At 69.3% G+C, this 25,981-nt stretch carries 13 protein-coding genes; 7 read left to right on the plus strand and 6 right to left on the minus strand.

What is annotated here, in order from left to right:
- Positions 1–27: 27 nt before the first annotated feature.
- Together AC1DCJ_RS03845 and purL are read right to left on the minus strand one after the other, a co-directional pair.
- The gene (locus tag AC1DCJ_RS03845; protein ID WP_478070159.1) at positions 28–7,593 is read right to left on the minus strand and encodes an ESPR-type extended signal peptide-containing protein; all 7,566 of its coding nucleotides are present in this window, start codon (positions 7,591–7,593) and stop codon (positions 28–30) included.
- A 451-nt stretch (positions 7,594–8,044) separates the two neighbouring features.
- A complete protein-coding gene (gene purL, locus AC1DCJ_RS03850) occupies positions 8,045–11,929 on the minus strand; it encodes a phosphoribosylformylglycinamidine synthase (protein ID WP_478070160.1) in 3,885 nt (1,294 codons plus the stop codon).
- A 292-nt stretch (positions 11,930–12,221) separates the two neighbouring features.
- On the opposite strand from purL, the gene AC1DCJ_RS03855 reads away from it, so the two are divergent.
- Positions 12,222–14,321, plus strand: a complete 2,100-nt coding sequence (locus AC1DCJ_RS03855) for a glycosyl hydrolase family 18 protein (RefSeq protein ID WP_478070161.1) — start codon at positions 12,222–12,224, stop codon at positions 14,319–14,321.
- Positions 14,322–14,555: 234 nt separating this feature from the next.
- On the opposite strand, the gene AC1DCJ_RS03860 is transcribed toward AC1DCJ_RS03855, so the two are convergent.
- Both AC1DCJ_RS03860 and xerD read right to left on the minus strand, forming a co-directional pair.
- Complete coding sequence (locus AC1DCJ_RS03860; protein ID WP_141059579.1) at positions 14,556–15,353, minus strand: thioredoxin fold domain-containing protein; 798 nt, start codon at positions 15,351–15,353, stop codon at positions 14,556–14,558.
- Positions 15,354–15,458: 105 nt separating this feature from the next.
- On the minus strand, positions 15,459–16,436 hold the full coding sequence (gene xerD / locus AC1DCJ_RS03865; RefSeq protein ID WP_478070162.1) for a site-specific tyrosine recombinase XerD: 978 nt from the start codon (positions 16,434–16,436) through the stop codon (positions 15,459–15,461).
- Between the two features lie 70 nt (positions 16,437–16,506).
- Here xerD and AC1DCJ_RS03870 point away from each other — a divergent pair, with 70 nt between their 5' ends.
- Positions 16,507–16,983 carry an RDD family protein gene (locus AC1DCJ_RS03870; RefSeq protein WP_314405399.1) on the plus strand — a complete coding sequence of 159 codons (477 nt, stop codon included), beginning with the start codon at positions 16,507–16,509 and terminating at the stop codon, positions 16,981–16,983.
- 556 nt (positions 16,984–17,539) lie between these two features.
- Here the strand turns inward: AC1DCJ_RS03870 and lptG are convergent.
- Together lptG and lptF are read right to left on the minus strand one after the other, a co-directional pair.
- Positions 17,540–18,646 (minus strand): LPS export ABC transporter permease LptG, encoded by a 1,107-nt coding sequence (lptG, locus tag AC1DCJ_RS03875; protein ID WP_478070163.1) that lies wholly within the window; start codon positions 18,644–18,646, stop codon positions 17,540–17,542.
- The gene (gene lptF, locus AC1DCJ_RS03880; RefSeq protein WP_478070164.1) at positions 18,643–19,725 is read right to left on the minus strand and encodes an LPS export ABC transporter permease LptF; all 1,083 of its coding nucleotides are present in this window, start codon (positions 19,723–19,725) and stop codon (positions 18,643–18,645) included. The genes lptG and lptF overlap by 4 nt, the downstream gene beginning before the upstream one ends.
- 104 nt (positions 19,726–19,829) lie before the next feature.
- On the opposite strand from lptF, the gene AC1DCJ_RS03885 reads away from it, so the two are divergent.
- The 5 genes from AC1DCJ_RS03885 to AC1DCJ_RS03905 all read left to right on the plus strand — a co-directional run bounded on the left by AC1DCJ_RS03885 (position 19,830) and on the right by AC1DCJ_RS03905 (position 25,829).
- Positions 19,830–21,308, plus strand: a complete 1,479-nt coding sequence (locus AC1DCJ_RS03885) for a leucyl aminopeptidase (protein WP_038690582.1) — start codon at positions 19,830–19,832, stop codon at positions 21,306–21,308.
- 86 nt (positions 21,309–21,394) lie between these two features.
- A complete protein-coding gene (locus AC1DCJ_RS03890) occupies positions 21,395–21,820 on the plus strand; it encodes a DNA polymerase III subunit chi (RefSeq protein WP_478070165.1) in 426 nt (141 codons plus the stop codon).
- Positions 21,821–21,868: 48 nt separating this feature from the next.
- Positions 21,869–22,057: a YqaE/Pmp3 family membrane protein gene (locus tag AC1DCJ_RS03895; RefSeq protein ID WP_038690586.1), complete on the plus strand. Its 189-nt coding sequence runs from the start codon at positions 21,869–21,871 to the stop codon at positions 22,055–22,057.
- A 43-nt stretch (positions 22,058–22,100) separates the two neighbouring features.
- On the plus strand, positions 22,101–24,869 hold the full coding sequence (locus AC1DCJ_RS03900) for a valine--tRNA ligase (RefSeq protein ID WP_478070166.1): 2,769 nt from the start codon (positions 22,101–22,103) through the stop codon (positions 24,867–24,869).
- Positions 24,870–25,004: 135 nt separating this feature from the next.
- Entirely contained in the window at positions 25,005–25,829 is an 825-nt protein-coding gene (locus AC1DCJ_RS03905) for an SMR family transporter (protein WP_478070167.1), read from the plus strand.
- The last annotated feature ends 152 nt before the right edge of the window (positions 25,830–25,981 follow it).

Genomic DNA, 25,981 nt, shown 5'->3' on the forward strand with positions numbered 1-25,981 from the left:
TACCAGGCCACGCCTTGCCACGTCTGCTTACCAGCCGAAGCCGGCACCCACGCCCACCGAGCTGTCATCGCTGCTGAAGGCACCGCCGATGGTCACCGTGGCGCGCTCGCTGAGCGCACGCTGGTAGCCCAGCGACAACGCCGACTCCCCGCCCTGGTAGCCCACGCCCACGCCCACCCGGTTCTGGGTCCGCACGCCGGCGGCACTGGTGGCCATGTTGAGCATCGCCGCGCTCATCGCACCCTGGCGATCGATGCGACGGTCCTGGTGGCGCAGGCGCTGGTCGATTTCGCCCTTGTAGATGTCGAAGCTGTCGGCCATCGCGCCGAAGCGCTGGTCGGTGTAGCTGTTGGCCGTGGCGATGCCGCCGTCCAGCTGGCCCTTGTTGACCGCATCGGTGGCCTGCGTGCCGGCGGCAACGTTGGCGACCTGGCGTTCGTTGCCCACGCTGCCCACCGACACCGTATCGGCACGATCGGCAACCGAGCCCTGGCCCAGCGCGACCGAGTTGGCCGCGGTCGCGGAGGCGCCCTGGCCGATCGCGGTGGCCGAGGCCCCGCTGGCGACAGCGCCATCGCCCATGGCCACCGCGTTGACCGCGGTGGGTGCGGCGGCGGCCGGTGCGTTGGCCACCTGTGCACTGCCGACAGTGGCGGCCGTGGGGGTGCCCTGCACGCTGGCAGTAGCCACGCGCTCATCGGCCGTGGCCAGCGACGCACTGGCCACATCGGCGGTCGGTGCCGCTGCGCTGCGTGCGCGTGCATTGGACGAACCGGCCACGCGCTGGTCGAGGTCGCTGACCTTGCGGTCGAGCGCACCCAACGCGTCACCCACGTTGTTGTAGGTGGTCCCCTGGATCACATAGTTGGGGGCCACGAACACGCCCTGCATGCCCACGCTGGCACCACCGCCGAGGAAGCTGGCGGCATCGGACAGCGACTGGAACAGCTGGCCACCGTTGATGGCCTGGCGGCTGCCGGAAGCGATGGACCCGCTGCCCACGTTGTCCAGCACCGTGCCCTGCACGCCCGACAAGGTGACCTTGTCGCGGCTGGCGTCGTCGTAGCTGAGTGCATTGGCGGTGACGGTTTCCACCGAGCCGATGCGCTCGTCGATGTCACCCACACGGGTTTCCACCGCGCCCACGCGCTGGTTGGTGGTGTTGAGCTGGCCACCGGTCACCGCATCGGTGCTGCCGGCAGCGATGCGGCCGGCCGCGACGTTGACGATGCGGCGCGTGGCCGGACCATCGGTGCCGTTGCCACCGCCCACCGACACCACGTTGGCTTCAACCGCACGTGCGCCTGCGCCCAGCGCCACCGAACCGGCGCCGGACACGCCGGCCCCCGCGCCGATGGCGATGCTGCCGGCGCCGTTGCTGGCGAAGGCACCGTTGCCGATGGCCACGCCGTTGGTGGCATTGGTGGAGGCCGAGCGGCCGATCACCGTGCTGTTGTCACCCCGTGCCGATGCATCGGCGCCGATGGCCGTGGCACCCGTGGCCGAGGCCACCGATGCTGCGCCCAGTGCGCTGCTGCGGTTGCCACTGGCGGCAGCGCCCGACCCGGCAGCAAGCGCATCGCTGCCGCCGGCGGTGGCCACGCCGGTGCCGCTGGCCTGGAAGTGCTTGCCGACTGCATCGGCGGTGGCCGCCACGCTGTCCAGCTGCGCCTTGTTCACCGCGTCGTTGGCGTTCACTGCCGCACCGACGTTGGTGATGCGGCGCGTGGCCGGACCGGTGGTGCCGTTACCGCCACCGACCGAGACCACGTTGGCTTCACTGGTGCGTGCACCGGCGCCCAGCGCGACGCTGCCGGCGCCACTGGCCGAGGAGCTCTTGCCCACTGCCGTGGCATTGAGACCGCTGTAGGCGTAGCTGTCCTGACCGATCGCGGTGGAGCCGGCCGACGTGGCCCACGCCAGCTGGCCGACAGCGGTGGTCTGCGCCGCGGTGGCCCAGGCATTGGAACCGGCGGCCACGCTGTTGGCGCCGCTGGCCTGCGAGGCGTAGCCGATGGCGTTGGCGTAGGCACCGGATGCGGTGCTGCCCCAGCCCAGTGCGGACGCGTAGTCGCCGCTGGCCTCGGCGCCGTAGCCGAGCGCGGTGGTCCGCACCCCGCTGGCCGCGCTGAACGCGCCCACTGCGGTGCTGTAGTCGCTGCCCGCTTCGGCGCTGTAGCCGAACGCCGCCGACTGCAGCCCGGCCGAGGTGGCGCCGGCACCGCTGGCGGTGCTGAACACCCCGGTGGCCTGCGCACCGGCACCGAGCGCGGTGGCGCCGGTACCGCTGGCGCTGGTGGCCTTGTCCAGGATCACGTTGCCGTTGGCATCTTCGTAGTACAGCGCGCCACCGATGGCGGTGGCCGAATCGGCGGTGGCCGAGGCGTTGAAACCGGACGCCGACGCATTGCGACCGGAGGCCAGCGCGCCGCTGCCATAGGCCGATGCACCGGTGCCGAACGCGTTGGCGGCTTCACCGGCGGCAGTGGCGTAGGCGCCATCGACATAGGCACCCACGTCATCGCCGTTGCCGCTGCCGGATGCCTTGAACTGGCGGTTGGTCTGCTCGGCCACCTCGGCCACGGCGCTCAACTGGTTGACGTTGACCGCATCGGTGCCTTCGGTGCCGTCGGCCACGTTGGTGATCTGGCGCTGCGCGGTTGCCGTACCCACCGAGACCGTGTTGTCACGCTCGGCCGACGAACCGGCGCCCAGCGCGACGCTGTTGACGCCTTCGGCAATGGCATTGGCACCGAGTGCGGTGCTGTTGGCCGCATCGGCCCACGAGTTCCAGCCGATCGCGGTGGCGTAGTCGTCGGTCGCCCATGCACCGGCGCCGAACGCCGCCGCACCGGTGCCGCTGGCACGGGCCGGCAGCAGGCCGAAGAAGGTCGAGCCGCCGATGGCCACGCTTTCATCGCCGGTCGCTTCGCTGGATTCACCCAGCGCCACCGAACTGGCACCGGAGGCCGTGGCCGACGTACCGACGGCGGTGGCCAGGGCGTTGGACGCGATCGCGCCGTAGCCCAATGCGTTGGACAGGCGCCCGGTGGCTTCGCTGTAACTGCCGAACGCCGAGGCGCCCGCGTCCGAGGCGGTGCTGCGGAAGCCGGTTGCGGTGGCCTGCTGGCCACTGGCCGACGACTCAAAGCCGTTGGCGGTGGCATAGGCGCCGCTGGCGATGGCACCGCCGCCGACCGCGCTGGCGCCGATCTCGCTGGCGCTGGCGTTGCTGCCCAGCGCCACGCTGTTCTCGCCCGTGGCCTGCGCATTGCTGCCCACGGCCGCCGCGCCGTCGGCGCTGGCCAGTGCGTTGGTGCCCACCGCCGTGCTGCTGGCGGCCAGCGCATTGGCGCCGGCACCCAGTGCGGTGGCACCGTCGCCGATCGCATTGGCCGCTTCACCGGCGGCCAGGGCGTCGTCGCCTTCCACGTACGCACCGGCATCGCTGTTGTCGCTGCCGCTGGCCTGGAAGTACTTGCTGGTGGCTTCGCCCGCGGCGGCTACCGCGTTCAACTGGTTGAGGTTGACCGCGTCGGTGCCTTCGGTACCAGCGGCGACGTTGGTGATCTGGCGCTGCGCATCGGCACTGCCCACCGACACGCTGTCGTCGCGGTCGGCGATGGAATCGGCACCGAGGGCCACGCTGTTTTCACCACTGGAGGTGGCGGCGTTGCCGAGCGCGGTGCTGTTCACGCCCGGCGACCACGCCCCGCCGCCCACGGCGGTGGAGTAGTTGCCCGAGGCTTCGGTGGCCAGCAGGCCGAACAGCGAACCACCCACGGCCACGCTGTTGGTGCCGGTGGCCAGGCTGCCCTGGCCGGTGGCGGTGCTGTAGGCCCCGGAGGCTTCGGCATCGCCGCCGACGGCCACGCTGTTGGACCCGGTGGCCTGGGCGAAGCTGCCCAGCGCGGTGGCGTTGAAGGCGCTGGCCACGGCCAGGCCACCGATGGCGGTGGTGTAGCCGGCGGTGGCTTCAGCACCGAAGCCGTAGCCGGCCGACAAGGTGCCGCTGACCACGCTTTCGGCGCCCACGGCGGTGGCGCCCTGGCCGCTGGCGCTGCTGTAGTAGCCCAGCGCCACCGACTCTTCGCCGGCCGCGTCGGACAACGCACCGCCGGCGAAGCTGCCCGCACCGGATGCGACGCTGGCCGCACCGGTAGCGGTGCTCTGCTCGCCGGAGGCCTCGCTTTCGGCGCCGGTGGCGGTGGCGTATTCGCCGCTGGCCTGCGCATTGGCGCCCACGGCGATCGCGTTGGCACCGCTGGCCAGTGCATTGAAGCCCACCGCACTGGCGTTGTCGGCCAGTGCGAACGCACCGCTGCCCAGCGCGGTGGCACCGCTGCCGGCAGCGAAGCTGGCCGAGCCCACGGCGGTGGCGTAGTCGCCATCGGTGGCCGCGTTGGAACCGGCGGCCACGCTTTCCTCACCCCCGGCCACGGCCACGCCTTCACCGCTGGCCTGGAACTGCGCGGTGGCGTCGGTGAGCTGGTCCAGGTTCACCGCATCGGTGCCCTGGGTACCGGCGGCGACGTTGGTGACCTGGCGCTGGCGGGTGCTGCTGCCCACCGATACGGTGTACGCGCGGTCGGCGACCGAACCGGCGCCGAGTGCCACCGCATTGGACGCACTGGCATTGCTGCCGGCACCGATGCCGATCGCGCTTTCACCGCCGGCCACCACGTTGGTGCCGATGGCGATGGTGTTGATGCTGTTGCCCAGCGCCTGGAAACCGACCGCGACGCTGTTGTCGCCGTAGCCGAATGCCCCGCGGCCCAGCGCGGTGGCGCTGCTGCCGCGGGCCCAGCTGTTGTAGCCGATCGAGGTGGAGCCGGTGCCGCTGGCCCACGCCGATTGACCCACCGCAGTGCCGTTGGCCGCGGTGGCCCAAGCGCTGGCGCCGAACGCGGTGGCACCGTCTTCGGTGGCCCATGCGTAGGCGCCGGTGGCGGTGGTTTCCTCGCCGCTGGCGAAGGCGTTGTCGCCCTGCGCAACGCTGTAGTCGCCGGTGGCGCGCGCCTTGTAGCCGGCGGCCAGGCTGTTGTTGCCGGTGGCCTGCGCACCGCTGCCGAACGCGTTGCTGGTGGTGCCGGTGGCCAATGCCCCCGCACCCACGGCCACCGCATCCTGGGCCGCGGTGGTGCCTACCTTGACGGCGTTGCCGTCGGCATCGACCAGCGGCTGGTTGAACTCGTCATAGGCCTGGCCGAGGCCGCCGATGGCGACGCTGCCGTTGCCGTTCGCGCTGACATTGCGGCCCACGGCCACGGTGTCGTCGCCCAGTGCGTTGGCCCCGTTGCCGAGTGCGGCCGCACCGGCGCCCAGCGCATTGCTGGCTTCGCCCGCGGCGAGCGCGCCGTCGCCGTCGGCAAAGGCGCCCACGTCGCTGTCATCGGAGCCATTGGCCTTGAAGCGGCTGGCGGTGACGTTGGCCACCTGGGCCACACCATCCAGCTGCGCCTTGTTGACCGCATCGGTGGCGTCGGTACCGGCCGCCACATGGGTGATCTGGCGTTCGTTGCCGACATCGCCCACCGAGACGGTGTTGGCGCGGGTGGCGGTGGAATTGGCGCCCAGCGCAACGCTGTTGGCGCCGCGTGCGGTGGCGTAGAAACCGACTGCGGTGCTGAGTTCGCCGCTGGCCCAGGTTTCCGCGCCCAGCGCGGTGGCACCCTCACCCGGCGCGTAGGCGAAGTAGCCCACGGCGGTGGCTTCGGTGCCCGACGCTTCAGTCAGGGTGCCGTTGGCGGTGGCGTAATCGCCGCTGGCGATCGCGCCGGCGCCCACGGCGGTCGCCGCTTCACCACTGGCCTGGGTCTGCACGAAGAAGCCCAGGCCCGGCAGCAGGTCGGCCGGGCCGCCGATGGCGGTGCTGCTGTTGCCGGTGGCCACGCTCTGCGTGCCGACGGCGGTGGAGTAGTCGCCGATGGCGTTGGACACCGCGCCGAAGGCGGACGACTGCGCGCCGCCGGCGTACGCGCCGACACCGTAGGACGACGAGGCGAAGCCGGCCGCTTCGGCACTGGCACCCACGGCGGTACCGCCGACGCCGGCGCTGGTGGCACCGGTATCGACCGGCACGCCGCCGTTAGTGATCAGCGGGTTGCCATCGGCATCCACCGCCGCGCCACCGACCGCCACGCTGCCCGGGCCGTTGGCCTGCGCGTTGTTGCCGAAGGCGGCGCTGTTCTGGCCGCTGGCTACGGCATTGAAGCCGACCGCCGTGGCGTTCTGTGCCACCGCGGTGGCACCACTGCCGAGCGCGGTGGCACCGTTGCCGAGTGCGTTGGACGCTTCACCGATGGCGGTCGCGTTGTCGCCGTCGGCGTACGCGCCGGCATCGCTGTCGTCGCTGCCGGTCGCCTGGAAGTACTTGCGGGTGGTGGCCGCCACTTCGCCCACGGCATCCAGCTGGGATTTGTTCACGGCATCGTTGGCGTCGGTGCCATCGGCCACGTTGGTGATCTGGCGGCGCAGACCGGTTTCGCCGTTGCCTACCGATACCGTGTCGATGCGATCGGCGTAGGAACCGGCGCCGAGCGCCACGCTGCCCACGGCCACGGCCGCGGAATTGGACCCGAGCGCGGCGCTGAAATCGGCCACGGCCACGCTGAACGCGCCGACCGCCACCGAGGCTTCACCGCCGCTGCCGGCGCCACGGCCGAGCGAGGTGCTGCCCGCGCCGATGGCCAATGCGCCGCCACCAATGGCGGTGGCACCGTCGGCGCTGGCTTCGGCCAGGCCGCCAATCGCGGTGGCCGCACCGTTCTCGCTGGCGGCCAGTGCGTGTGCGCCCAGCGCTACGTCACCCAGACCGAAGGCGGCGGCGCTCTGCCCCACCGCCGTGCTGGCGTCACCGAAGGCCAGCGAGTTCTGGCCGAAGGCGCTGGCGCCCAGGCCGCCCGCAATGGCCTGGCTGCCGGTCGCCGTGGTGGCATTGGCCAGCGCCTGGCTGCCCTGCCCCACGGCGGTGGCGCCGTCGCCATCGGCGTTGGCATCGGCACCGGCGGCAAGCGCGCCGTCACCGTCGATCGTGGCCGCGTCGCTGCTGTTGCCTGCGCCGTCTGCCTTGAAATAGCGGGTCGCGCCTTCGGCAGCGACCGCCACCTTGTCCAGCTGGGCCTTGTTCACCGCATCGGTGGCGGCGGTGCCGGCGGCCACGTTGGTGACCTGGCGCTCCTTGCCGGCGTCACCCACCGACACCGTGTTGACGCGGTTGGCCTTGGAGCCGGCACCGAGCGCGACGCTGTTATTGGCCGACGCGGTGCTGTTGCTGCCGATGGCCACCGCATTGCTGCCGGTCGCGCTGGCGCTGCCATCCACCACGCAACTGTCGAGGATCTTGCTGTTGAGCACGACGCAGTTGGCATTGCCGCCCACTTCCACCGACTGCGCCAACGCCGCCGGCGCGAGCCCCGCCATGCCCAACCCGAGTGTCAACGCGATGGCACCCGACAGCAGCGACGAGGCGCGCGTGTCGGTGGATCGTCGCTGGTCGATGACCACGCCGGCAGACTGGCTGGTGGCCAATTCCGAGGCGACAACCATCTGCCCCAGTGCTTTGTTCCAGACCTTGCGATAAATCCGATTCATCGATGCGACTCCTGAGTGGGCTGGTTTTGGGCAAAGCGACGCCAACGCCGGACCGTGTGGTCCAACGTCCCCTGGGGGCGTGTACTCGCTTGATTTACTGCGTTGCGCCGAATGGCTTGCTACAGAAGTACAGCCGACTCGCCATCCATGCGGTTACTGCAGAACTGAACGCTTTCGAAATGAGGATGCAGTGTTAACGTACAGTTTCAGGAACGTCAAGACTTTGACGTAGAAAAACTTCCGACAGCGATCTGCGTCACAAAACTGACGAGAAACATGCTGATTACGTTAGTTTCATGTGAGTAATGGCTATAACGCATTTTCACGTTGTAACGCGGTGTAACTCCTTGCTGCCGATCATTTTCCATTCCGCACAAAAGAAAACCGCCGGACGTGCCGGCGGTTTCTTCACGCGATTTTCACCGCGTCGACAACAATGGCGTGCGCAGTATCAGCCGCACCATACGCGTGCGTTGCGGAACATCCGTAGCCACGGCGAGTCACCCTGCCACTCACTCGGACGCCAGCTCAGGTTGAGCGCGCGCGGGGTGCGCTCGGGGTGCGGCATCATGATGGTGACGCGGCCGTCGCTGGTGGTCAGGCCGGTGATGCCGTCCGGCGAACCGTTCGGGTTGAGCGGGTACTGGGTGGCCACGTTGCCATCGCCATCCACGTAGCGCAGCGAGACGCGTGCGGCGGCCTGGTCCACGGCCGTGGCGAACACCGCCTGGCCTTCGCCATGGGCCACCGCGACCGGCAGGCGCGAGCCGGCCATGCCACGCAGCAGGATCGACGGCGACTCCACCACTTCCAGCAACGCGGTACGCGCTTCAAACTGCTCGCTGCGGTTGCGGCGGAACTGCGGCCAGTGCTCGGCACCGGGGATGATGTCCTTGAGCTGGCTCATCATCTGGCAGCCGTTGCACACGCCCAGGGCGAAGCTGTCGTCACGCGCGAAGAACGCGGCGAAGGCATCGCGCAGTGCGCTGCGTTCCAGCACCGAAGTGGCCCAACCGCGGCCAGCCCCCAGCACGTCGCCGTAGCTGAAGCCACCGCAGGCGACCAGACCGGTGAAATCGGACAGCGCGACGCGGCCTTCGATCAGGTCGCTCATGTGCACATCGAACGAACTGAAGCCGGCACGTTCGAAGACGTTGGCCATTTCAATCTGGCCGTTGACGCCCTGCTCGCGCAGCACCGCCACGCGCGGGCGCGCGCCGGTGTTGATGAACGGGGCTCCCACGTCTTCGTTGATATCGAAGGTCAGCTTCGGCTTCAGGCCCGGCGCGTTGAAGTTGCGCGCGATCGCACGCTCCTGGTCGGCGTTGTCGGGGTTGTCGCGCAGCTTCTGCATGGCGTGGGTGACCGACCACCAGGCATCGAACAGCGCTTCCCAGCGCCACTCGACCAGGCTTTCGCCCTGCAGCGAGACACGCACCACCGGGGCGGTGGTCGGACGCGCGATGCGCTGCGCGCATTCGGTCAGTGCATGGCGCTCGACCAGATCAGCGAACGCAGCACGGTCTTCCTTGGCGATCTGCACCACCGCACCCAGTTCTTCATTGAACAGGCTGCGGAACGGATCATCGCCCCAGGCATCCAGGGTGATGTCCAGGCCCAGCCGCGAGGCGAACGCCATTTCGCAGAGCGCGGCGAAGGCACCGCCGTCGCTGCGGTCGTGGTAGGCCAGCAGCAGGCCGGCCTGGCGCGCATCGCGGATCAGTTCGAAGAACGCGCGCAGGCGCTGCGCGTCGTCCAGGTCCGGCACGGCGCCGGCAAACGCGGGCAGGTCGCTGTGGTCGGCATGCACCTGGGCCAGGATCGAGCCGCCCAGGCGCTGCTTGCCGGCGCCCAGGCCGATCAGCCACAACTCGCTGTCGGTGTCGCGGTCCAGCAGCGGGGTGAGCTGCGCGTTGGCATCGGCCACCGGCGCGAACGCGGAGATCACCAGCGAGACCGGCGACACCGACTTGTGCGCCTGGCCATCGGCGTGCCACTGCGCCTGCATCGACAGCGAGTCCTTGCCGACCGGAATGCTCAGGTCCAGCTGCGGGCACAGCTCCATGCCCACCGCGCGCACCGCGTCGTACAGCAGCGCGTCTTCGCCGTTGTGGCCGGCGGCGGCCATCCAGTTGGCCGACAGCTTCACCGTCTCCAGTGCATCCACCGGGGCGGCGCACAGGTTGGTGATCGCCTCGCCCACGGCCATGCGGGCCGAGGCCGCTGCATCGAGCAGGGCCAGCGGGGTGCGTTCGCCAATGGCCATCGCTTCACCGGCCACGGTGTCGAAACCGGCCAGGGTGATGGCGACGTTGGCCAGCGGCAGCTGCCACGGGCCGATCATCTGCTCGCGTGCGGTCAACCCGCCCACGCTGCGGTCGCCGATGGTGACCAGGAAGTTCTTCGAGGCGACCGAAGGATGCGCCAGCACGCGCAGGCCCGCTTCATGCAGGTCCAGCCCGGCGGTCTTCAGCGCCGGCCAGCGCGGTGCGGGCGGGTGCGCGGTGTCGCGGTGCATCTTCGGCGCCTTGCCGAACAGCACGTCCATCGGCAGGTCGATCGGGGCATCGGCCGGGATGTTGCCCACGGTGGCGCCGTAGGCCACGACGAGCCGCTCTTCAGCGGTCGCGACGCCAACAGCGGCGAACGGGCAGCGCTCGCGCGCACAGATCGCGGCGAACTCGGCCAGCCGCGCCTGCGGCACGCCCAGCACGTAGCGTTCCTGCGATTCGTTGCACCACAACTGCATCGGCGACAACGACGGGTCATCGGCGGGCACCTTGCCCAGGTCGATCACACCGCCCACGCCGGAGTCGTGCAGCAGCTCGGGAATCGCGTTGGACAGACCGCCCGCGCCCACGTCATGGAACCAGCGGATCGGGTTGTCCAGCCCAAGCGCCACGCAACGGTCGATCACTTCCTGGCAGCGACGCTCCATTTCCGGGTTGTCGCGCTGCACGCTGGCAAAGTCGAGGTCTTCGGCGCTTTCACCGGAGGCCACCGAACTGGCGGCACCGCCGCCCAGGCCGATCAGCATGGCCGGGCCACCCAGCACGATCACCGCATCGCCCGGCTGCAGGGTCAGCTTTTCGACCTGGTTCTGGTCGATGGCGCCCAGGCCGCCGGCGAGCATGATCGGCTTGTCGTAGGCGCGGGTCAGGCCCTGCCCTTCGGGCAGTTCGAAGCTGCGGAAATACCCCAGCAGGTTGGGGCGGCCGAACTCGTTGTTGAAGGCGGCGCCGCCCAGCGGGCCGTCCAGCATGATGTCCAGCGCCGGGGCCATGCGCGGGTTCAGCGCGCGCGGCGCTTCCCACGGCTGCGGCAGCGTCGGGATGCGCAGGTGCGAGACCGAGAAGCCGGTCAGGCCGGCCTTCGGCTTGCCGCCGCGGCCGGTGGCGCCTTCGTCGCGGATTTCACCGCCGGCACCGGTCGACGCACCCGGGAACGGGGCGATCGCGGTGGGATGGTTGTGGGTTTCCACCTTGATGCAGAACGCCGAATCGACCACCGCTTCGCTGCGGTACTGGCCACTGGCCGGATCGGGGCGGTAGCGCGATGCGGGCAGGCCGGCGACCACCGCGGCGTTGTCGCTGTACGCGCTCAACGTGTGCTGCGGGGTCTGCTGGTGGGTGTTCTTGATCATGCGGAACAGCGAATGCGGCTGGTCGGCGCCGTCGATGGTCCAGCTGGCGTTGAAGATCTTGTGGCGGCAGTGCTCGGAATTGGCCTGCGCGAACATCATCAGTTCCACGTCCGACGGCTTGCGGCCCAGTTCGCCGAAGCGCTGGCGCAGGTAGTCGATCTCGTCCTGGGCCATCGCCAGGCCGAGGCGGCGGTTGGCCGCTTCCAGGTCCTCCAGCGCGATGCGTTCCAGTTCACCCCGGGCCGGCGCGCTGAACAGCGCCTGGGCCTGGTCTGCCTGGTCCAGCACCGACTGGGTCATCGGGTCGTGCAGCGCGCGCACCACTGCCGCCTGGGCGGCGGCATCGGCCGGCCACCCGGCCAGGTCGATGCGCAGGCCGCGCTCCACCCGGCGGATCGGCTGCCCGGCGCCGCGCACCAGTTCGGTGGCCTTGCTCGACCACGGCGACAAGGTGCCGAGGCGCGGGACCACGAAGCGCGTTACCGCCCCCGCTTCCTGCCCGGCCAGTGCCGGCTGGGCTTCCAGGATCCGGCTCAGGATCGCCGGGTCCGGGGCCGCATCGCCCTCGGTCTGGATGAAGTAGACATGCCAGGCACCGGTGATGCGCAGATCGGCGGCCAGGGACTGCAGGCGGGATTCAAGACGTTCGCGGCGGAACGGCGAAAGGGCGGATGCGCCCTCGAGGACCATCATGTCCGGGGAACCGTGGTTGGGAACGGGGCCCACCATTGTACCGAAGTCCGCCGCCGGGGCTTGGCGGGCGGTCAGCACGGCCGCGCCGTCTTCACGGCCGAACCTTGCGCTGGCTCACGGATTGGCGGACGAATGCATGACAACGTTGTCCTCGCCTGCCCGGCACCCCTGCCGGTCAGGCCCTCGTCCGCCCCCACTGCTGTTGCCGGCCTCTCTCACCGGCGCCCGGACCTGCTGCACGCGGGCCGCCCCACCCGGCGGCCCGCGCCCATCACTAGATCGGAGTAAGACCATGCCTGACCCGATGATGCGCAGTGCGGTGACATCGATATCCTCCCAGCCAGCCGCGCGCCACAAACGCTGGCTGCTGGCCCTTGCCCTGGCGGCGGCCGCCACGCCCACCGTGGCGCTGGCCGCCAACTGTACCGGCGCGCCGGAATGGAACGGCGCGGTGATCTACCTCGCCGGCACCACCCTGCAGAAAGGGGGCGTGCTGTACCGGGCCAACCAGGACATCTGGAATGCCCCGCCCGACCACCCGGCCGGCGCGCCCTACTACACCAACCTGGGCGCCTGCGATGGCAGCGGCAGCAACCAGCCCCCCACCGTCAGCCTGACCTCGCCCAGCGCCGGAGCCAGCTTCACCGCCGGCAGCAGCATCACCGTCAGCGCCAACGCCGCCGACAGCGACGGCAGCGTCAGCAAGGTCGAGTTCTTCCGCGGCGGCACCTCGCTGGGCATCGACACCAGCGCGCCCTACAGCGTGACCTGGGCCAATGCATCGGCCGGCAGCCACACCTTCAAGGCGGTGGCCACCGACAACAACAACGCGGTGACGTCCTCGGCCACGGTCAGCGTGACCGTCACCRCCGCCAGCAACGACACCACCCCGCCCAGCGTGCCTGGCGGCCTGGCCTCGCCGTCCAAAACCGCCACCACGGTCAACCTGGCCTGGAGCGCAGCCACCGACAACAGCGGCGGCAGCGGCGTGGCCGGGTATGACGTGTACCGCAACGGCAGCCTGGTCGGCTCGCCCAGCGCCACCCAGTACACCGACGGCGGGCTCACCGCCAGCACCGCCTACACCTACACCGTGCGTGCCCGCGACAACGCCGGCAATGCCTCGGCGCAGAGCGGCTCCATCAGCGTGACCACCGCGGCCGGCGGCGGCGGCGGCACCAAGCGGGTGATCGGCTACTTCACCCAGTGGGGCATCTACGGGCGCAACTACCGGGTCAAGAACATCGACACCAGCGGTTCGGCGGCCAAGCTGACCCACATCAACTACGCCTTCGGCAACGTGCGCAACAATCGCTGCGAAGTGGGCGTGACCCAGGCCTCCGACCCGAACACCGGCGTGGGCGGGGATGCGTTCGCCGACTACACCAAGGCCTTCGGTGCCGGCGAGAGCGTCAGTGGCGGTGCCGATACCTGGGACCAGCCGCTGCGCGGCAACTGGAACCAGCTCAAGCAGCTCAAGGCCAAGCACCCGAACGTGAAGGTGCTGATCTCGCTGGGTGGCTGGACCTGGTCGCGCGGCTTCTCCAGCGCGGCGCAGCCGGCCAACCGCCAGGCCTTCGTGGCCTCGTGCGTGGATGCCTACATCAAGGGCAACCTGCCGGTGACCGATGGCGCCGGTGGCGCGGGCGCGGCGGCGGGCGTGTTCGATGGCATCGACATCGACTGGGAATACCCGGTGGCGTGCGGGCTGAGCTGCGGTACCCCGGCCGACAACGCCAACTACACCGCGCTGCTGGCCGAGTTCCGCCGCCAGCTCGATGCGGTGCGGCCCGGGCTGCTGCTGACCGTGGCGGTGGGCGCGGGGATCGACAAGATCCGCGTTACCGACCCGGCGGCGTACCACCCGTACCTGGACTTCATCAACGTGATGACCTACGACTTCCACGGTGCGTGGGATCCGCAGACCAACCATCACTCGGCGCTGTTCGACTCCCCGGCCGATCCGTCCACCGGCGACCAGAAGCTCTACAACAGCAACGATGCGATGGAGGCGTTCCTGAGCCGTGGCGTGCCGGCGTCCAAGTTGAACCTGGGCATCGGCTACTACGGGCGCGGCTGGACCGGCGTGGCCAGTGGCAACAACGGCCTGTACAAGAGCGCCAGCGGCGCGGCGCCGGGCACGTATGAAGCCGGCATCGAAGACTGGAAGGTGCTCAAGAACCTGAACTGGCCGGTCTACACCGACAACGTTGCCAAGGCCACGTGGATCTCCAACGGCACCACCTTCTGGAGCGTGGATACCCCGGCGATGGTCACCGAGAAGATGGGCTACGTGAAAGCCCAGGGACTGGGCGGCGCGTTCTTCTGGGAGTTCAGCGGCGATGACCCGCAGGGCACCCTGACCAAGGCCATCAGCGACGGGTTGAACTGACCCGTAGAGCGGGGCTCTGCCCCGCTGATCGCAACCACGTAGAGCGGGGCTCTGCCCCGCTGATCGATGACCACGTCATTGCAAACGTGCAGCCGGGCAGAGCCCGGCTCTACCGAAACGGTGATGTGCAGCCGGGCAGAGCCCGGCTCTACCGAAACGGTGATGTGCAGCCGGGCAGAGCCCGGCTCTACCCGCCAAAAAAAAACGCCCCGGCATTGCCGGGGCGTTCTGGTTTCAGCGGCTGCCGCCGGCCGTGGTGCGCTCCAGCGCGGCCTTCAGCTGTGCCGGCGGCACGTAACCGCCCAGTTGGGTGCCATCGGCGGCGAAGATCGCCGGAGTGCCGTTCACGCCCATCTGCTGGCCCAGCGTGTACTGCATGGCCACCGGGTTGGTGCAGTTCTTCGGCGTCACCGGCTTGCCGGTCTTGGCCGCGGTGAGCGCCTGCTTGCGATCGGCCGCGCACCACACCGAAATCATGTCGGTGTAGTCCTGGCTGCCCAGGCCCATGCGCGGGAACGCGAGGTATTCCACGGTGATGCCGTTGCGGTTGAGCTCGGCGATGTCCTGGTGCAGCTTGCGGCAGTACCCGCACTCGATATCGGTGAACACGCTGACGGTGTACTTGGCATTGGGCGCGGCAAACACGATGCGTTCGGCCTGCGGCACCTTCGCCAGCAGCTTCTGCCGGTATGCCAGCAGACCGGCACTGCTGACCGGCGCCTTGTTCTGGATGTCGTAGGGCTGGGACTGCATCAGGTAGCGGCCGTCATCGGTGACGTACAGCACCTGCCCGCCCACCAGCACTTCGCGGAAGCCCGGGAACGGCGCGGCGCCGATGTAATCCGGCGCGAACTTGGGATCCAGTTTCTGCAGTGCGCTGCGCACGCGCTCGTCGGCACTGCCGGCGGCAGGTGCCGCAGTGGCGGCCGCGGCGGGGCTGGCGCCCTTGCTGGCGGCAGGCGCGGACGGTTGCTGCGCGCAGGCAGTCAGGCTGAGCGCGCCGAAGAGGGCGGCAATGGCAACACGGAGCATCGAGCAGTCCGTCAGGAAAGAAGGTAAGCGCGATTCTCGCACAGCCGCCCCGGCGCACAGCTGGACCGCAGCGAAACAGGGCGCCCCGCCGGCCCACCCGCGAGGTCAGCCGCGCGGGTGATGCCGGGCGTGCAGCTTCTGCAGGTGCTCACGCGCCACCAGCGTGTAGATCTGGGTGGTGGACAGCGAGCTGTGGCCCAGCAGCATCTGCAGCGCCCGCAGGTCCGCGCCGTGGTTGAGCAGGTGGGTGGCGAAGCTGTGGCGCAGCCCATGCGGGCTGATCCGCACCGGATCGATCCCGGCCAGCGCCGCGTACTTCTTCACCAGCGCCCAGAACTGCTGGCGGCTGAGCGGGTGCAGCGACGGTTCCAGGARCATCGGCACCGAGCCGTCGGCCCCGGCCGGCACTGCGCGCTTGCCGGCCAGCAGCGGCCGCGACTGCGCCAAGTAGCGTTCCAGCCAATGCTGGGATTCCTCCCCCAAGGGCACCAGCCGTTCCTTGCTGCCCTTGCCGGTCACCCGCAGCACGCCCTGGCGCAGGTTGACCGCATTGGCCGGCAGCTGCACCAGTTCGCTCACGCGCAGGCCGGCGGCGTACATCAGCTCCAGCATCGCCCGGTCGCGCAGGCCCAGGGGCGTGTCGATGTCCGGCGCATCCAGCAGTGCCTCGATCTGGCTTTCGGCCAGCGCCTTGGGCAGCAACCGCGGCAGCCGCGGGGGATCCAGCAGCACGCTGGGGTCCTCGCTGCGTTGCCCGCGGCGCAGCGCGTCGGCGAAAAACGCGCGTAGCGCCGACAGCAGCCGCGCGTTGCTGCGCGGCGACCAGCCGTGCCGTGCACGCCAGGCCAGGTAGTCGAACAGGCCGGCCCGGTCGATCGCCGCCAACCCGCCCGCGGCGCCATCGCGCCAGCGCGCCACGCCCTCCAGGTCGCGTCGATAGCTGTCCAGGCTGGCCTGCGCCAGGCCCTGTTCGGCCCAGATCGCATCGAGGAAACGCTGGATCAGCACGTTGTCGGCATCGCGCAGGGGCGGGAGTTGCTGCACCAGCTGGCGGCGCAGCGCGGGGGTAGAGGCATCGGACATGCGACCAGCATACGGAGCCGAACACGGGCCGGCCATCGAACCTGCGCCATGGCGCAGGTATGCTCGGCCCATGGCCACCACCACCGCTCCCGCTGCCGCCACCGATCGCCCCGCCAGCCTGCTGCTGTGGCGCCTGCTGGCCCTGCTCTACGACCTGTTCCCCGCGCTGGCGCTGTGGATGCTGGCCGGCACGCTGTTCACCGTGGGCTACACGCTGTCCGGCCATGCCGAGCGCGACAACATCGCCCCCTTCAGCGCGCTGCAATGGTTGCTCTGGCTGTGCTGCTGGATCGTCACCGGCCTGTACGCCACGCTCAGCTGGCGCCGTGGCGGCCAGACCCTGGGCATGCGCCCTTGGCGCCTGCAGGTCACTAGCACCGACGGCACCGCCCCCAGCCGCCGACAACTGTGGCTGCGCTACGCCGTCGGCACCGTCTCGGTCCTGCTCGGCGGGCTCGGCCTGTGGTGGTCGCTGATCGACCGCCAGCGCCTGACCTGGCACGACCGCGCCAGCGGCACCCGCATGCGACGCCTGCCGAAGCGCTGACCGCGCCCCACGGCAGTGCCGGCCGCTGGCCGGCGCCCGATACCGCCTGACGCATCAGCGTAGTGCCGGCCGCTGGCCGGCGCCCGATACCGCCCGACGCATCACCGTAGTGCCGGCCGCTGGCCGGCACCCGATATTGCCCGACATGTTCCGTGGAGCCGGCCAGCGGCCGGCACTACCCGGACGGTGAAGATTCTGCGGGGAGCCGGCCAGCGGCCGGCACTACCCGGACGGTGAAGATTCTGCGGGGAGCCGGCCAGCGGCCGGAATTACCTGGGCGGTGAAGATTCTGCGGGGAGCCTGCCAGCGGCCGGCCCTGGCGGCACCATTCTGGCCGCACCCGACCCACCTTCCAGAGCGGGCCAGGCAGCCCCCTCCAGGACCCTCCACAACATGGATGTTGTGGATGGAGCCCCCATGGATGGGTTCACGGCGTGTCCTGGAGGGGGCTGCCTGGCCCGCTCCGCGATGGCAACGGAAACGCCACACGCAGATGGTCAGCGCACAGCCACCCATCAGGTAGCCCAGAAAAGCGCGCCGCCACAACGCCGCCGCGTTACCCCGACTTGCGCCGGAACAGCATCCCCGACACCACCAGCATCACGATCGGCGGCAGCGCGTAGGCAATGCGGTAATCGAACTTCAACGCACCGGCCATCCGCCCGAAGAACAACTGCAGCAGCCAGAAGCCCAGCGCGAACAGAATGCCCAGGAACAGCCGCTTGCCCATCCCGCCGCTGCGCAGCGAACCGAATGCGAACGGCACCGCCGCCAGGCACAGCGCCAGCACATTCACCGGGTAGAACCACCGGCTCCAGTAGATGTCCTCGTAATCGCGCGCATCCAGCCCATTGCGCTTGCGGTACTCGATACTCGTGCGCAGGTCCGACGCGCGCAGGTTGCGCGGCTTGGACATGCCGCTGGCCAGCGCCGCCGCATCCAGCTTCGAGTTCCACGGCTCCGATTCCACCGTCTCACGCGTCGCCGAGCGCTCCCCAAACGTATCCCGGCGCACCTTGTTCAACACCCAGCCCGTATCGCCGTGCTCGGCCGTGCCCGCATACGTCAACGACGCCAGCTTGCCGTCGTCGCCGATCTTGTACAGCCGCACATCGCGCAGCACCAGCTTGGTCCCACCGCCCGGCAGCAGCTGCTCGTCGCCTGCGCCCGCGTTGAGGAACGTATCGCCCTCGCGTGCCCACACGCCCGAATAGCGGGCCACCGCCATGTCGTTGCCCCACTTGGCGCTCATCCGGATGTCGTCGGCCCGGCTCTGCGCCCACGGTGCCAGCGTCTCGCCGGTCAACACCATCACCGCCGTCAACAACGACAGCGCGATCGCCACCGACGCGCTCAGGCGCTTGCGCGACAGGCCCAGCGCGCGCAGCGCGGTCAGTTCGGAGGTCGCCGCCAACTGCCCCAGCCCCATCAGCGAACCGATCACCGCCGCCGTCGGGAAGAACGTGTAGGCCCGGCGCGGCACCGTGTACAGCACCCACGCGGCCGCATGGCCGATCGTGTAGCCGCCCTTGCCCACGTCCTTGAATTCGCCGGAGAAGGCCATCACCACGTCCAGCCCCAACAGGACGGCCCAGGTCAGCAGCACCGTGCCGAACACCGACCGGCCAAGATAAAGATCAAACCGCATCGGGCGAAGCTTCATGCGGTCCTCCGCGGGCGCGACAGCTTGCCGTCACGCAGGTACATCCAGATCGCCAGCGCCAGCAGTGGCAGGCTCAGCCACCACAGACCGACACTGCCGGACAATTTGCCATCGGCGATCCAGCGGGTGCCGATGAACATCAGGTTCATGCCCACCAGATAGGCCAGGAACGCCAGCATCATCCGCCCGTAGCGCTGCTGGCGCGGCGAACTGCGCGCCAGCGGCAGCGTCATCAGCGCGAACGCCAGCGCGATCAGTGGCGGGGTGATGCGCGAATGCAGCTGCGCCTGCGCCGCCGGACGCGGGTCACCCAGCAACTGGGTGGTGGGCAGCAGTTCGGGGTCATCCTTCTGGCGGGTATCGGCGCCGTCGGGCATGGCCACGTCGTTGCGCGCGAAGGTCATCAGCTTGTAGTCCAGCGCGCCGTTGGCCGGCCCTTCCACCTGGTGGCCGTCATCCAGCTCCAGGTAGCGCTGGCGCTCGCCCTCGAAGAACATGCGGCCGTGGTCGGCCGACACCACCTCGATGCGGTCGTCCTTCTGCCGCTGCAGGAACACCTTGCCCAGCCGGGTGCCGTCCGGCGACAACGAGGACAGGTAGACCACCCCGCCGTTGTTGGGCAGGTTGGTGAACTTGCCCGACTCCAGCCCGGCCATGGCCACGCTGCGGTTGGCTTCCACGATCATGGTCTCGCTGGTGCGGTCGGCCCAGGGGCCCAGCCACAGCGAGCACAGGCCGATCAGGCCCACCACCGGCAGCACCAGCATCAGCACCGGGCGCAGCAGCCGCCTGGGCCCCACCCCGATGGCGGTCAGCACCGCCATTTCCGAGTCCCGGTAGAGCCGGGCGGTGGCCAGCAGCAGGCCCAGCATCAGCGCCAGCGGCAGGATCAGCGGCATGTAGACGATGAACTGCAGGCCCAGCTGCGAGAACAGCAGGCGGGCCGGTACGCGGCCGTCGGCGATATTGCCGAGGATGTCCACCAGGACACCACCGACGCTTACCACCAGCAGCACGATCAAAGTGGCCAGGAAACTCTGGACGAAATCACGCAGGAGATAGCGATCGAGCTTCGACATGGGGCGGTGGTTTAAACTCTCGGATTCGTTCGCGGTGCTGCCCAGTCTACTGACGGGACGTAAACAGCTCGCGATTGTACGGATTTGCCAACGGAATCTGATCAATGGCCCTGGAATTCACCCTGAACCACGCAACGCCGGCCTCGGCCGCGTTCGATTGCGTCATCGTCGGCGCCTACGCCGACCAGACCCTGAGCCCGGCGGCACAGGCCCTGGACACCGCGTCCGGCGGTCGCCTGACGGCCCTGGTGGCCCGCGGCGACGTCGGCGGCAAGACCGGCAACACCACCCTGCTGCACGATCTGCCGGGCGTCACCGCCCCGCGCGTGCTGGTGGTGGGGCTGGGCGAACCGGCCAAGTTCGGCGTCCCGCAGTACCTCAAGGCGGTGGGCGATGCCAGCCGCGCCCTGAAGAGCGGGGTCAACCACCACGCGCTGTTCACCCTGACCGAGCTGGAGGTCAAGGGCCGCGACGCCGCCTGGAACATCCGCCAGGCCATCATCACCGCCGACCACGCCGCCTACCGCTACAGCGCCACCCTGGGCAAGAAGAAGGCCGACGAACCCGGCCTGACCCAGCTGGCCATCGCCGGTACCGACGCCCAGGCCCTGGCCCAGGGCCAGGCCATCGCCGCCGGCGTGCAGTACGCCCGCGAGCTGGGCAACCTGCCGCCGAACCTGTGCACCCCGGCCTACCTGGCCGAGTCCTCGGTCGCCTTCGCCCAGGCCCATGCCGGTGCCGAGGCGGAGATCCTGGACGAGCACCAGATGGAAGCGCTGGGCATGGGCTCGCTGCTGGCCGTGGCCCGCGGCTCGGCCAACCGCCCGCGCCTGGTGGTGCTGAAGTGGAGCAACGGCGGCGACGCCAAGCCCTACGTACTGGTCGGCAAGGGCATCACCTTCGACACCGGCGGCGTCAACCTGAAGACCCAGGGCGGCATCGAAGAGATGAAGTACGACATGTGCGGTGGCGCCAACGTCATCGGCACCTTCGTCGCGGCGGTCACCGCCAAGCTGCCGCTGAACCTGGTGGTGGTGGTGCCGGCGGTGGAAAACGCCATCGACGGCAATGCCTACCGCCCGTCGGACGTGATCACCTCGATGTCGGGCAAGACCATTGAAGTGGGCAACACCGACGCCGAAGGCCGCCTGATCCTGTGCGACGCGCTCACCTACGCGCAGCGCTTCGAGCCGGCCGCGCTGGTCGACGTGGCCACCCTGACCGGTGCCTGCCTGGTTGCCCTGGGCCACCAGACCGCCGGCCTGATGACCAAGCACGACGACCTGGCCAACGAACTGCTGGCCGCCGGCGAGCACGTGTTCGACCGCGCCTGGCGCCTGCCGCTGTGGGATGAGTACCAGCCGATGCTGGATTCCAGCTTCGCCGACGTCTACAACATCGGCGGCCGCTGGGCCGGCGCGATCACCGCCGGCTGCTTCCTGTCGCGCTTCGCCGAAGGCCAGCGCTGGGCCCACCTGGACATCGCCGGCGTGGCCAGCGACGAAGGCAAGCGTGGCATGGCCACCGGCCGCCCGGTTGGCCTGCTCAGCCAGTGGCTGCTGGACCAGGTCGCCCGCGCCTGATGCCGTGCCCGATCGGGGTGGCCTGAGCGCCGCCCCGATCCCGCCCGGCCTGCTGCCGGGCCTTCCCTTTCGCTCCTGGCCTGCCCATGTCCCGTGCTGATTTCTACCTGATCGCCAAGCCCCGCTTCCTGACCGAGCCGCTGCGCCTGGTCTGTGAGCTGGCCCGCAAGGCCAACGACGCCGGGCTGTTCACCCTGGTGCTGGCACGCGACCAGGCCCAGGCCGAGGAGCTGGACGAGCTGCTGTGGTCGTTCGACGACGAGGCCTACATCCCCCACCAGATCGCCGGTGAGGACATGGACGAGGAGGAGGCGCTGGTGCTGATCGCCGTGCCCGGCACGCCGGCCCCGGCGCGCCCGCTGGTGATCAACCTGCGCGACGACCCGTACCTGGCCGAGTGCGACCGGGTGCTGGAAGTGGTGCCGGCCGACCCGGAAGCGCGCGAACCGCTGCGCGAGCGCTGGCGCCAGTACAAGGCGCTGGGCTTTAACCTGAACAAGTACGACATGTAACCCGCGCGGCGCCCGCCGTGGTGCCGCCACCGAGCCCGGAGACCCTTGATGCGCCTGTTGATCGCCCTGATCTTTCCCTGGTTCGCCTTCTTCACCATTGGCCGCCCGTTCGCAGGCATCCTCTGCCTGATCCTGCAAATCACCCTGATTGGCTGGCTCCCGGCCGCGATCTGGGCCGCCTACGCGGTTTCGCAGTTCCATACCGACCAGAAGATCCAGCGCGCCCTCGGGCGCTGATGTTCCGGCACCCCCACCTCCCGTCTTCGATCCTGGTTCCCGCATGACCCAACTCGCCTCCAGCTACGACCCCAAAACCTTCGAAACCGCGCTGTACGACGCGTGGGAGAAGGCCGGCCATTTCAAGCCGTCCGGCAAGGGCGAGCCGTACACCATCCTGCTGCCGCCGCCGAACGTGACCGGCACGCTGCACATGGGCCATGCCTTCCAGCAGACCCTGATGGACGCGCTGGTGCGCTACCACCGCATGCGCGGCTACGACACGCTGTGGCAGGTGGGTACCGACCACGCCGGCATCGCCACCGAAATGGTGGTCAGCCGCAACCTGGCGCTGGAAGGCAAGGGCGAGACCCGCGATTCGCTGGGCCGCGAGGGCTTCATCGAGAAGGTCTGGGAGTGGAAGGCGTTTTCCGGTGACACCATCGAACGCCAGATGCGCCGCCTGGGCACCTCGGCGGACTGGTCGCGCAGCACCTTCACCATGGACCCGCAGCCGTCCGAAGCGGTGATCGAGGCCTTCCTGCGCTGGCACGAGCAGGGCCTGATCTACCGCGGCCAGCGCCTGGTCAACTGGGACCCGGTGCTGAAGACCGCCATTTCCGACCTGGAAGTGGAGAGCGTGGAAGAAGACGGCTTCCTGTGGTCGATCAGCTACCCGCTGGCCGATGGCAGCGGCACGCTGACCGTGGCCACCACCCGGCCGGAAACCATGCTGGGCGACACCGCGGTGATGGTGCATCCCGAGGACGAGCGCTACGCGCACCTGATCGGCAAGATGGTCAAGCTGCCGCTGACCGACCGCGAAATTCCGGTGATCGCCGATGACTACGTGGACCGCGAGTTCGGTACCGGCGTGGTCAAGGTGACCCCCGCGCACGACTTCAACGATTACCAGGTGGGTGTGCGCCACAACCTGCCGATGATCAACCTGTTCACCCCGGTGGCCGCCATCAACGACAACGCCCCGGAGAAATACCGCGGGCTGGACCGTTATGAAGCGCGCAAGGTGATCCTGGCCGAGCTGGAAGACCTGGGCATCCTGGTCGAAACCAAGCCGCACAAGCTGCAGGTGCCGCGCGGCGACCGCACCCAGCAGGTGATCGAGCCCTACCTCACCGACCAGTGGTTCGTGAAGATGGACGTGCTGGCAAAGCGCGGCCTGGAGCTGGTCGAGAACGGCAGCATCCAGTTCGTTCCGGCCAACTGGATCAACACCTACCGCCACTGGATGGAGAACATCCAGGACTGGTGCATCAGCCGCCAGCTGTGGTGGGGACACCGCATTCCGGCGTGGTTCGATGACGCGGGCAACTGCTATGTCGGCCGCGACGAGGCCGATGCGCGCGCGCGCAACAACGTCGGCGCCGACGTCGCCCTGCACCATGACAGCGACGTACTGGAGACCTGGTTCTCCTCGCAGCTGTGGCCTTTCTCCACCCTGGGCTGGCCGAACGAACAGGCGATGGCCGACCGCGGTTTCGAGCGCTACCTGCCGTCGGCGGTGCTGGTCACCGGCTTCGACATCATCTTCTTCTGGGTGGCCCGCATGATCATGGCCACCGACAGCTTCACCGGGAAGATTCCGTTCAAGGACATCTACATGACCGGCCTGATCCGCGATGCGCAGGGTCAGAAGATGTCCAAGTCCAAGGGCAACGTGCTCGACCCGCTGGACATCATCGACGGCATCTCGCTGGAAGACCTGGTTGCCAAGCGCACCACCGGGCTGATGAAGCCCAAGGATGCGCCGAAGATCGAGAAGGCCACGCGCAAGGAATTCCCCGACGGCATCATTGCCCACGGTGCCGACGCGCTGCGCTTCACCATCGCCGCACTGGCCACGCACGGCCGCGACATCAAGTTCGACATGAGCCGCGCCGAGGGCTACAAGAACTTCTGCAACAAGCTGTGGAACGCCAGCCGCTTCACCCTGATGAACACCGAGGGCAGCAGCTTCACCGGCGTGCCGCAGCCGCGCACCGATGCCGAGCGCTGGATCCTGGCGCGCCTGGCGGCGGTCTCGGCCGAGGCACAGACGCACTACGCCAACTACCGGTTCGACCTGCTGGCCCAGTGCCTGTACGAGTTTGCCTGGAACGAGTTCTGCGACTGGTTCCTGGAACTGACCAAGCCGGCGCTCAACGGCGACAACGCCGACGACGCGGCCAGCACCCGCCACACCCTGCTGTACGTGCTGGAAGCGCTGCTGCGCCTGCTGCACCCGCTGATTCCGTTCGTCACCGAACAGCTGTGGCGCCAGGTGGCCCCGCGCCTGGGCCTGGGCGAAGACACCCTGTCGCTGCGTCCGTACCCGACGGCGGACGAATTCGCGGGCGATTTCGCCCGTGCCGAGGCCGACGTGGAATGGCTCAAGGGCATGGTCAATGCGCTGCGCCGCGTGCGCAGCGAACTGAACGTGCCGCCGGCCAAGCAGGTCACGTTGCTGCTGCAGGGCGGCACCGCGGACGACCGCACCCGCGTGGCCCGCTTCACGGCCTCGCTGTCGTTCCTGCTGAAGTTGGCGCGCATCGATTGGCTGGCCGACGCGGCCGATACCCCGCCGTCGGCGGCGGCCATTGTCGGTGAGCTGAAGCTGCTGGTGCCGCTGGAAGGCCTGGTCGACCTGGGCGCCGAGCGCGCCCGCCTGGACAAGGAAATTGCCCGGGTGGAGTCGGAGAAGGAGAAGAGCCAGACCAAGCTGGGCAAGTTCACCGACAAGGTGCCGGCCGCGGTGGTCGAGCAGGAACGCGTGCGTCTGGTGGAATGGACCGCGCAGCTGGCCGGCCTGGTCGAGCAGCGCGCGAAGTTGTAACGCGGCGGTGTTTGTTGGGAGGTACCGACCACCGGTCGGTACCTGCCGGGTGGGACGATGGACGCAGCCACCCATGGGGTGGCTCTACCGGGGCATGATGCGTGTTCGTCCATGGAATGCGTGCCTGCCGACACGATGTCACTCTCCATTTTCTGTAGCGTGCTGTTCGCTGCCCTGCTGCATGCCAGCTGGAATGCGATCGTCAAACGCGGCAGCGATACGCTGCTGACCACGATCCTGGTCACCGGGTCGGCCGCGCTGATCGCGGCCGTCCTGCTGCCCTTCGTGCCCGCGCCGCTGCCACGCAGCTGGCCATGGCTGGCCGCCTCCACGGTGTTGCAGGTCCTCTATTACGTTCTGGTCGCGCGCACCTACCGGGTGACCGACATGAGCGCGTCCTACCCGCTGATGCGCGGCTGCGCACCGATCCTGGTGGCGCTGGTGGGCACCGTGTTCCTGGGCGAACGCCTGCATGCGGTGGCATGGTGCGGCATTGCACTGATCTGTGCCGGCATCCTGTGCATGGCACGCGGCGGCGCACGCCAGCACCTGTGGCTGCCGCTGCTCAACGCCGGGGTGATTGCCACCTACACGCTGGTTGATGCATGGGGTGCGCGCCAGTCCGGTGCGGCGCTCAGCTACACGCTGTGGCTGTTCCTGTTGTCCGGGCTGCCGCTGCCGGTGTGGGCGGTCTGCACGCGTGCGTCCCGACTATGGGCCTACGCGCGGGAAAACGCGGGCTTTGGCGTGGTCGGCGGGATCGGCACGCTGACCTCGTATGGACTGGCGCTGTGGGCCATGACCATCGCGCCGGTGGCGATGATTTCGGCGCTGCGCGAAACCTCGATCCTGTTCGGCATCCTGATCTCCGCATTCGTCCTGCGTGAGCGGGTGACGCGGATGCGGTGGATCGCGGCGGGGTTGATCGTTGCGGGCGCGGCGGTGTTGCGGGTGGCGTGAGGGGTGTGACCAGCCGTGCGTGGCGGCGCCGGTCCGGCATGGCGTGCAGCCGACCAACGGTCGGCTCTACCTCCGGACGATGCGCGCAGCCGACCAACGGTCGGCTCTACCTCCGGACGATGCGTGCAGCCGACCAACGGTCGGCTCTACCG

This window comes from Stenotrophomonas sp. 10N36, assembly GCF_056395005.1.

Excerpts from the sequence above, each read along its gene's own strand:
- AC1DCJ_RS03845 (WP_478070159.1), bottom strand. The coding sequence starts at position 7,593 with ATGAATCGGATTTATCGCAAGGTCTGGAACAAAGCACTGGGGCAGATG.
- purL (WP_478070160.1), bottom strand. The coding sequence starts at position 11,929 with ATGATGGTCCTCGAGGGCGCATCCGCCCTTTCGCCGTTCCGCCGCGAA.
- AC1DCJ_RS03860 (WP_141059579.1), bottom strand. The coding sequence starts at position 15,353 with ATGCTCCGTGTTGCCATTGCCGCCCTCTTCGGCGCGCTCAGCCTGACT.
- AC1DCJ_RS03870 (WP_314405399.1), top strand. The coding sequence starts at position 16,507 with ATGGCCACCACCACCGCTCCCGCTGCCGCCACCGATCGCCCCGCCAGC.
- lptG (WP_478070163.1), bottom strand. The coding sequence starts at position 18,646 with ATGAAGCTTCGCCCGATGCGGTTTGATCTTTATCTTGGCCGGTCGGTG.
- lptF (WP_478070164.1), bottom strand. The coding sequence starts at position 19,725 with ATGTCGAAGCTCGATCGCTATCTCCTGCGTGATTTCGTCCAGAGTTTC.
- AC1DCJ_RS03885 (WP_038690582.1), top strand. The coding sequence starts at position 19,830 with ATGGCCCTGGAATTCACCCTGAACCACGCAACGCCGGCCTCGGCCGCG.
- AC1DCJ_RS03890 (WP_478070165.1), top strand. The coding sequence starts at position 21,395 with ATGTCCCGTGCTGATTTCTACCTGATCGCCAAGCCCCGCTTCCTGACC.
- AC1DCJ_RS03895 (WP_038690586.1), top strand. The coding sequence starts at position 21,869 with ATGCGCCTGTTGATCGCCCTGATCTTTCCCTGGTTCGCCTTCTTCACC.
- AC1DCJ_RS03900 (WP_478070166.1), top strand. The coding sequence starts at position 22,101 with ATGACCCAACTCGCCTCCAGCTACGACCCCAAAACCTTCGAAACCGCG.
- AC1DCJ_RS03905 (WP_478070167.1), top strand. The coding sequence starts at position 25,005 with ATGTCACTCTCCATTTTCTGTAGCGTGCTGTTCGCTGCCCTGCTGCAT.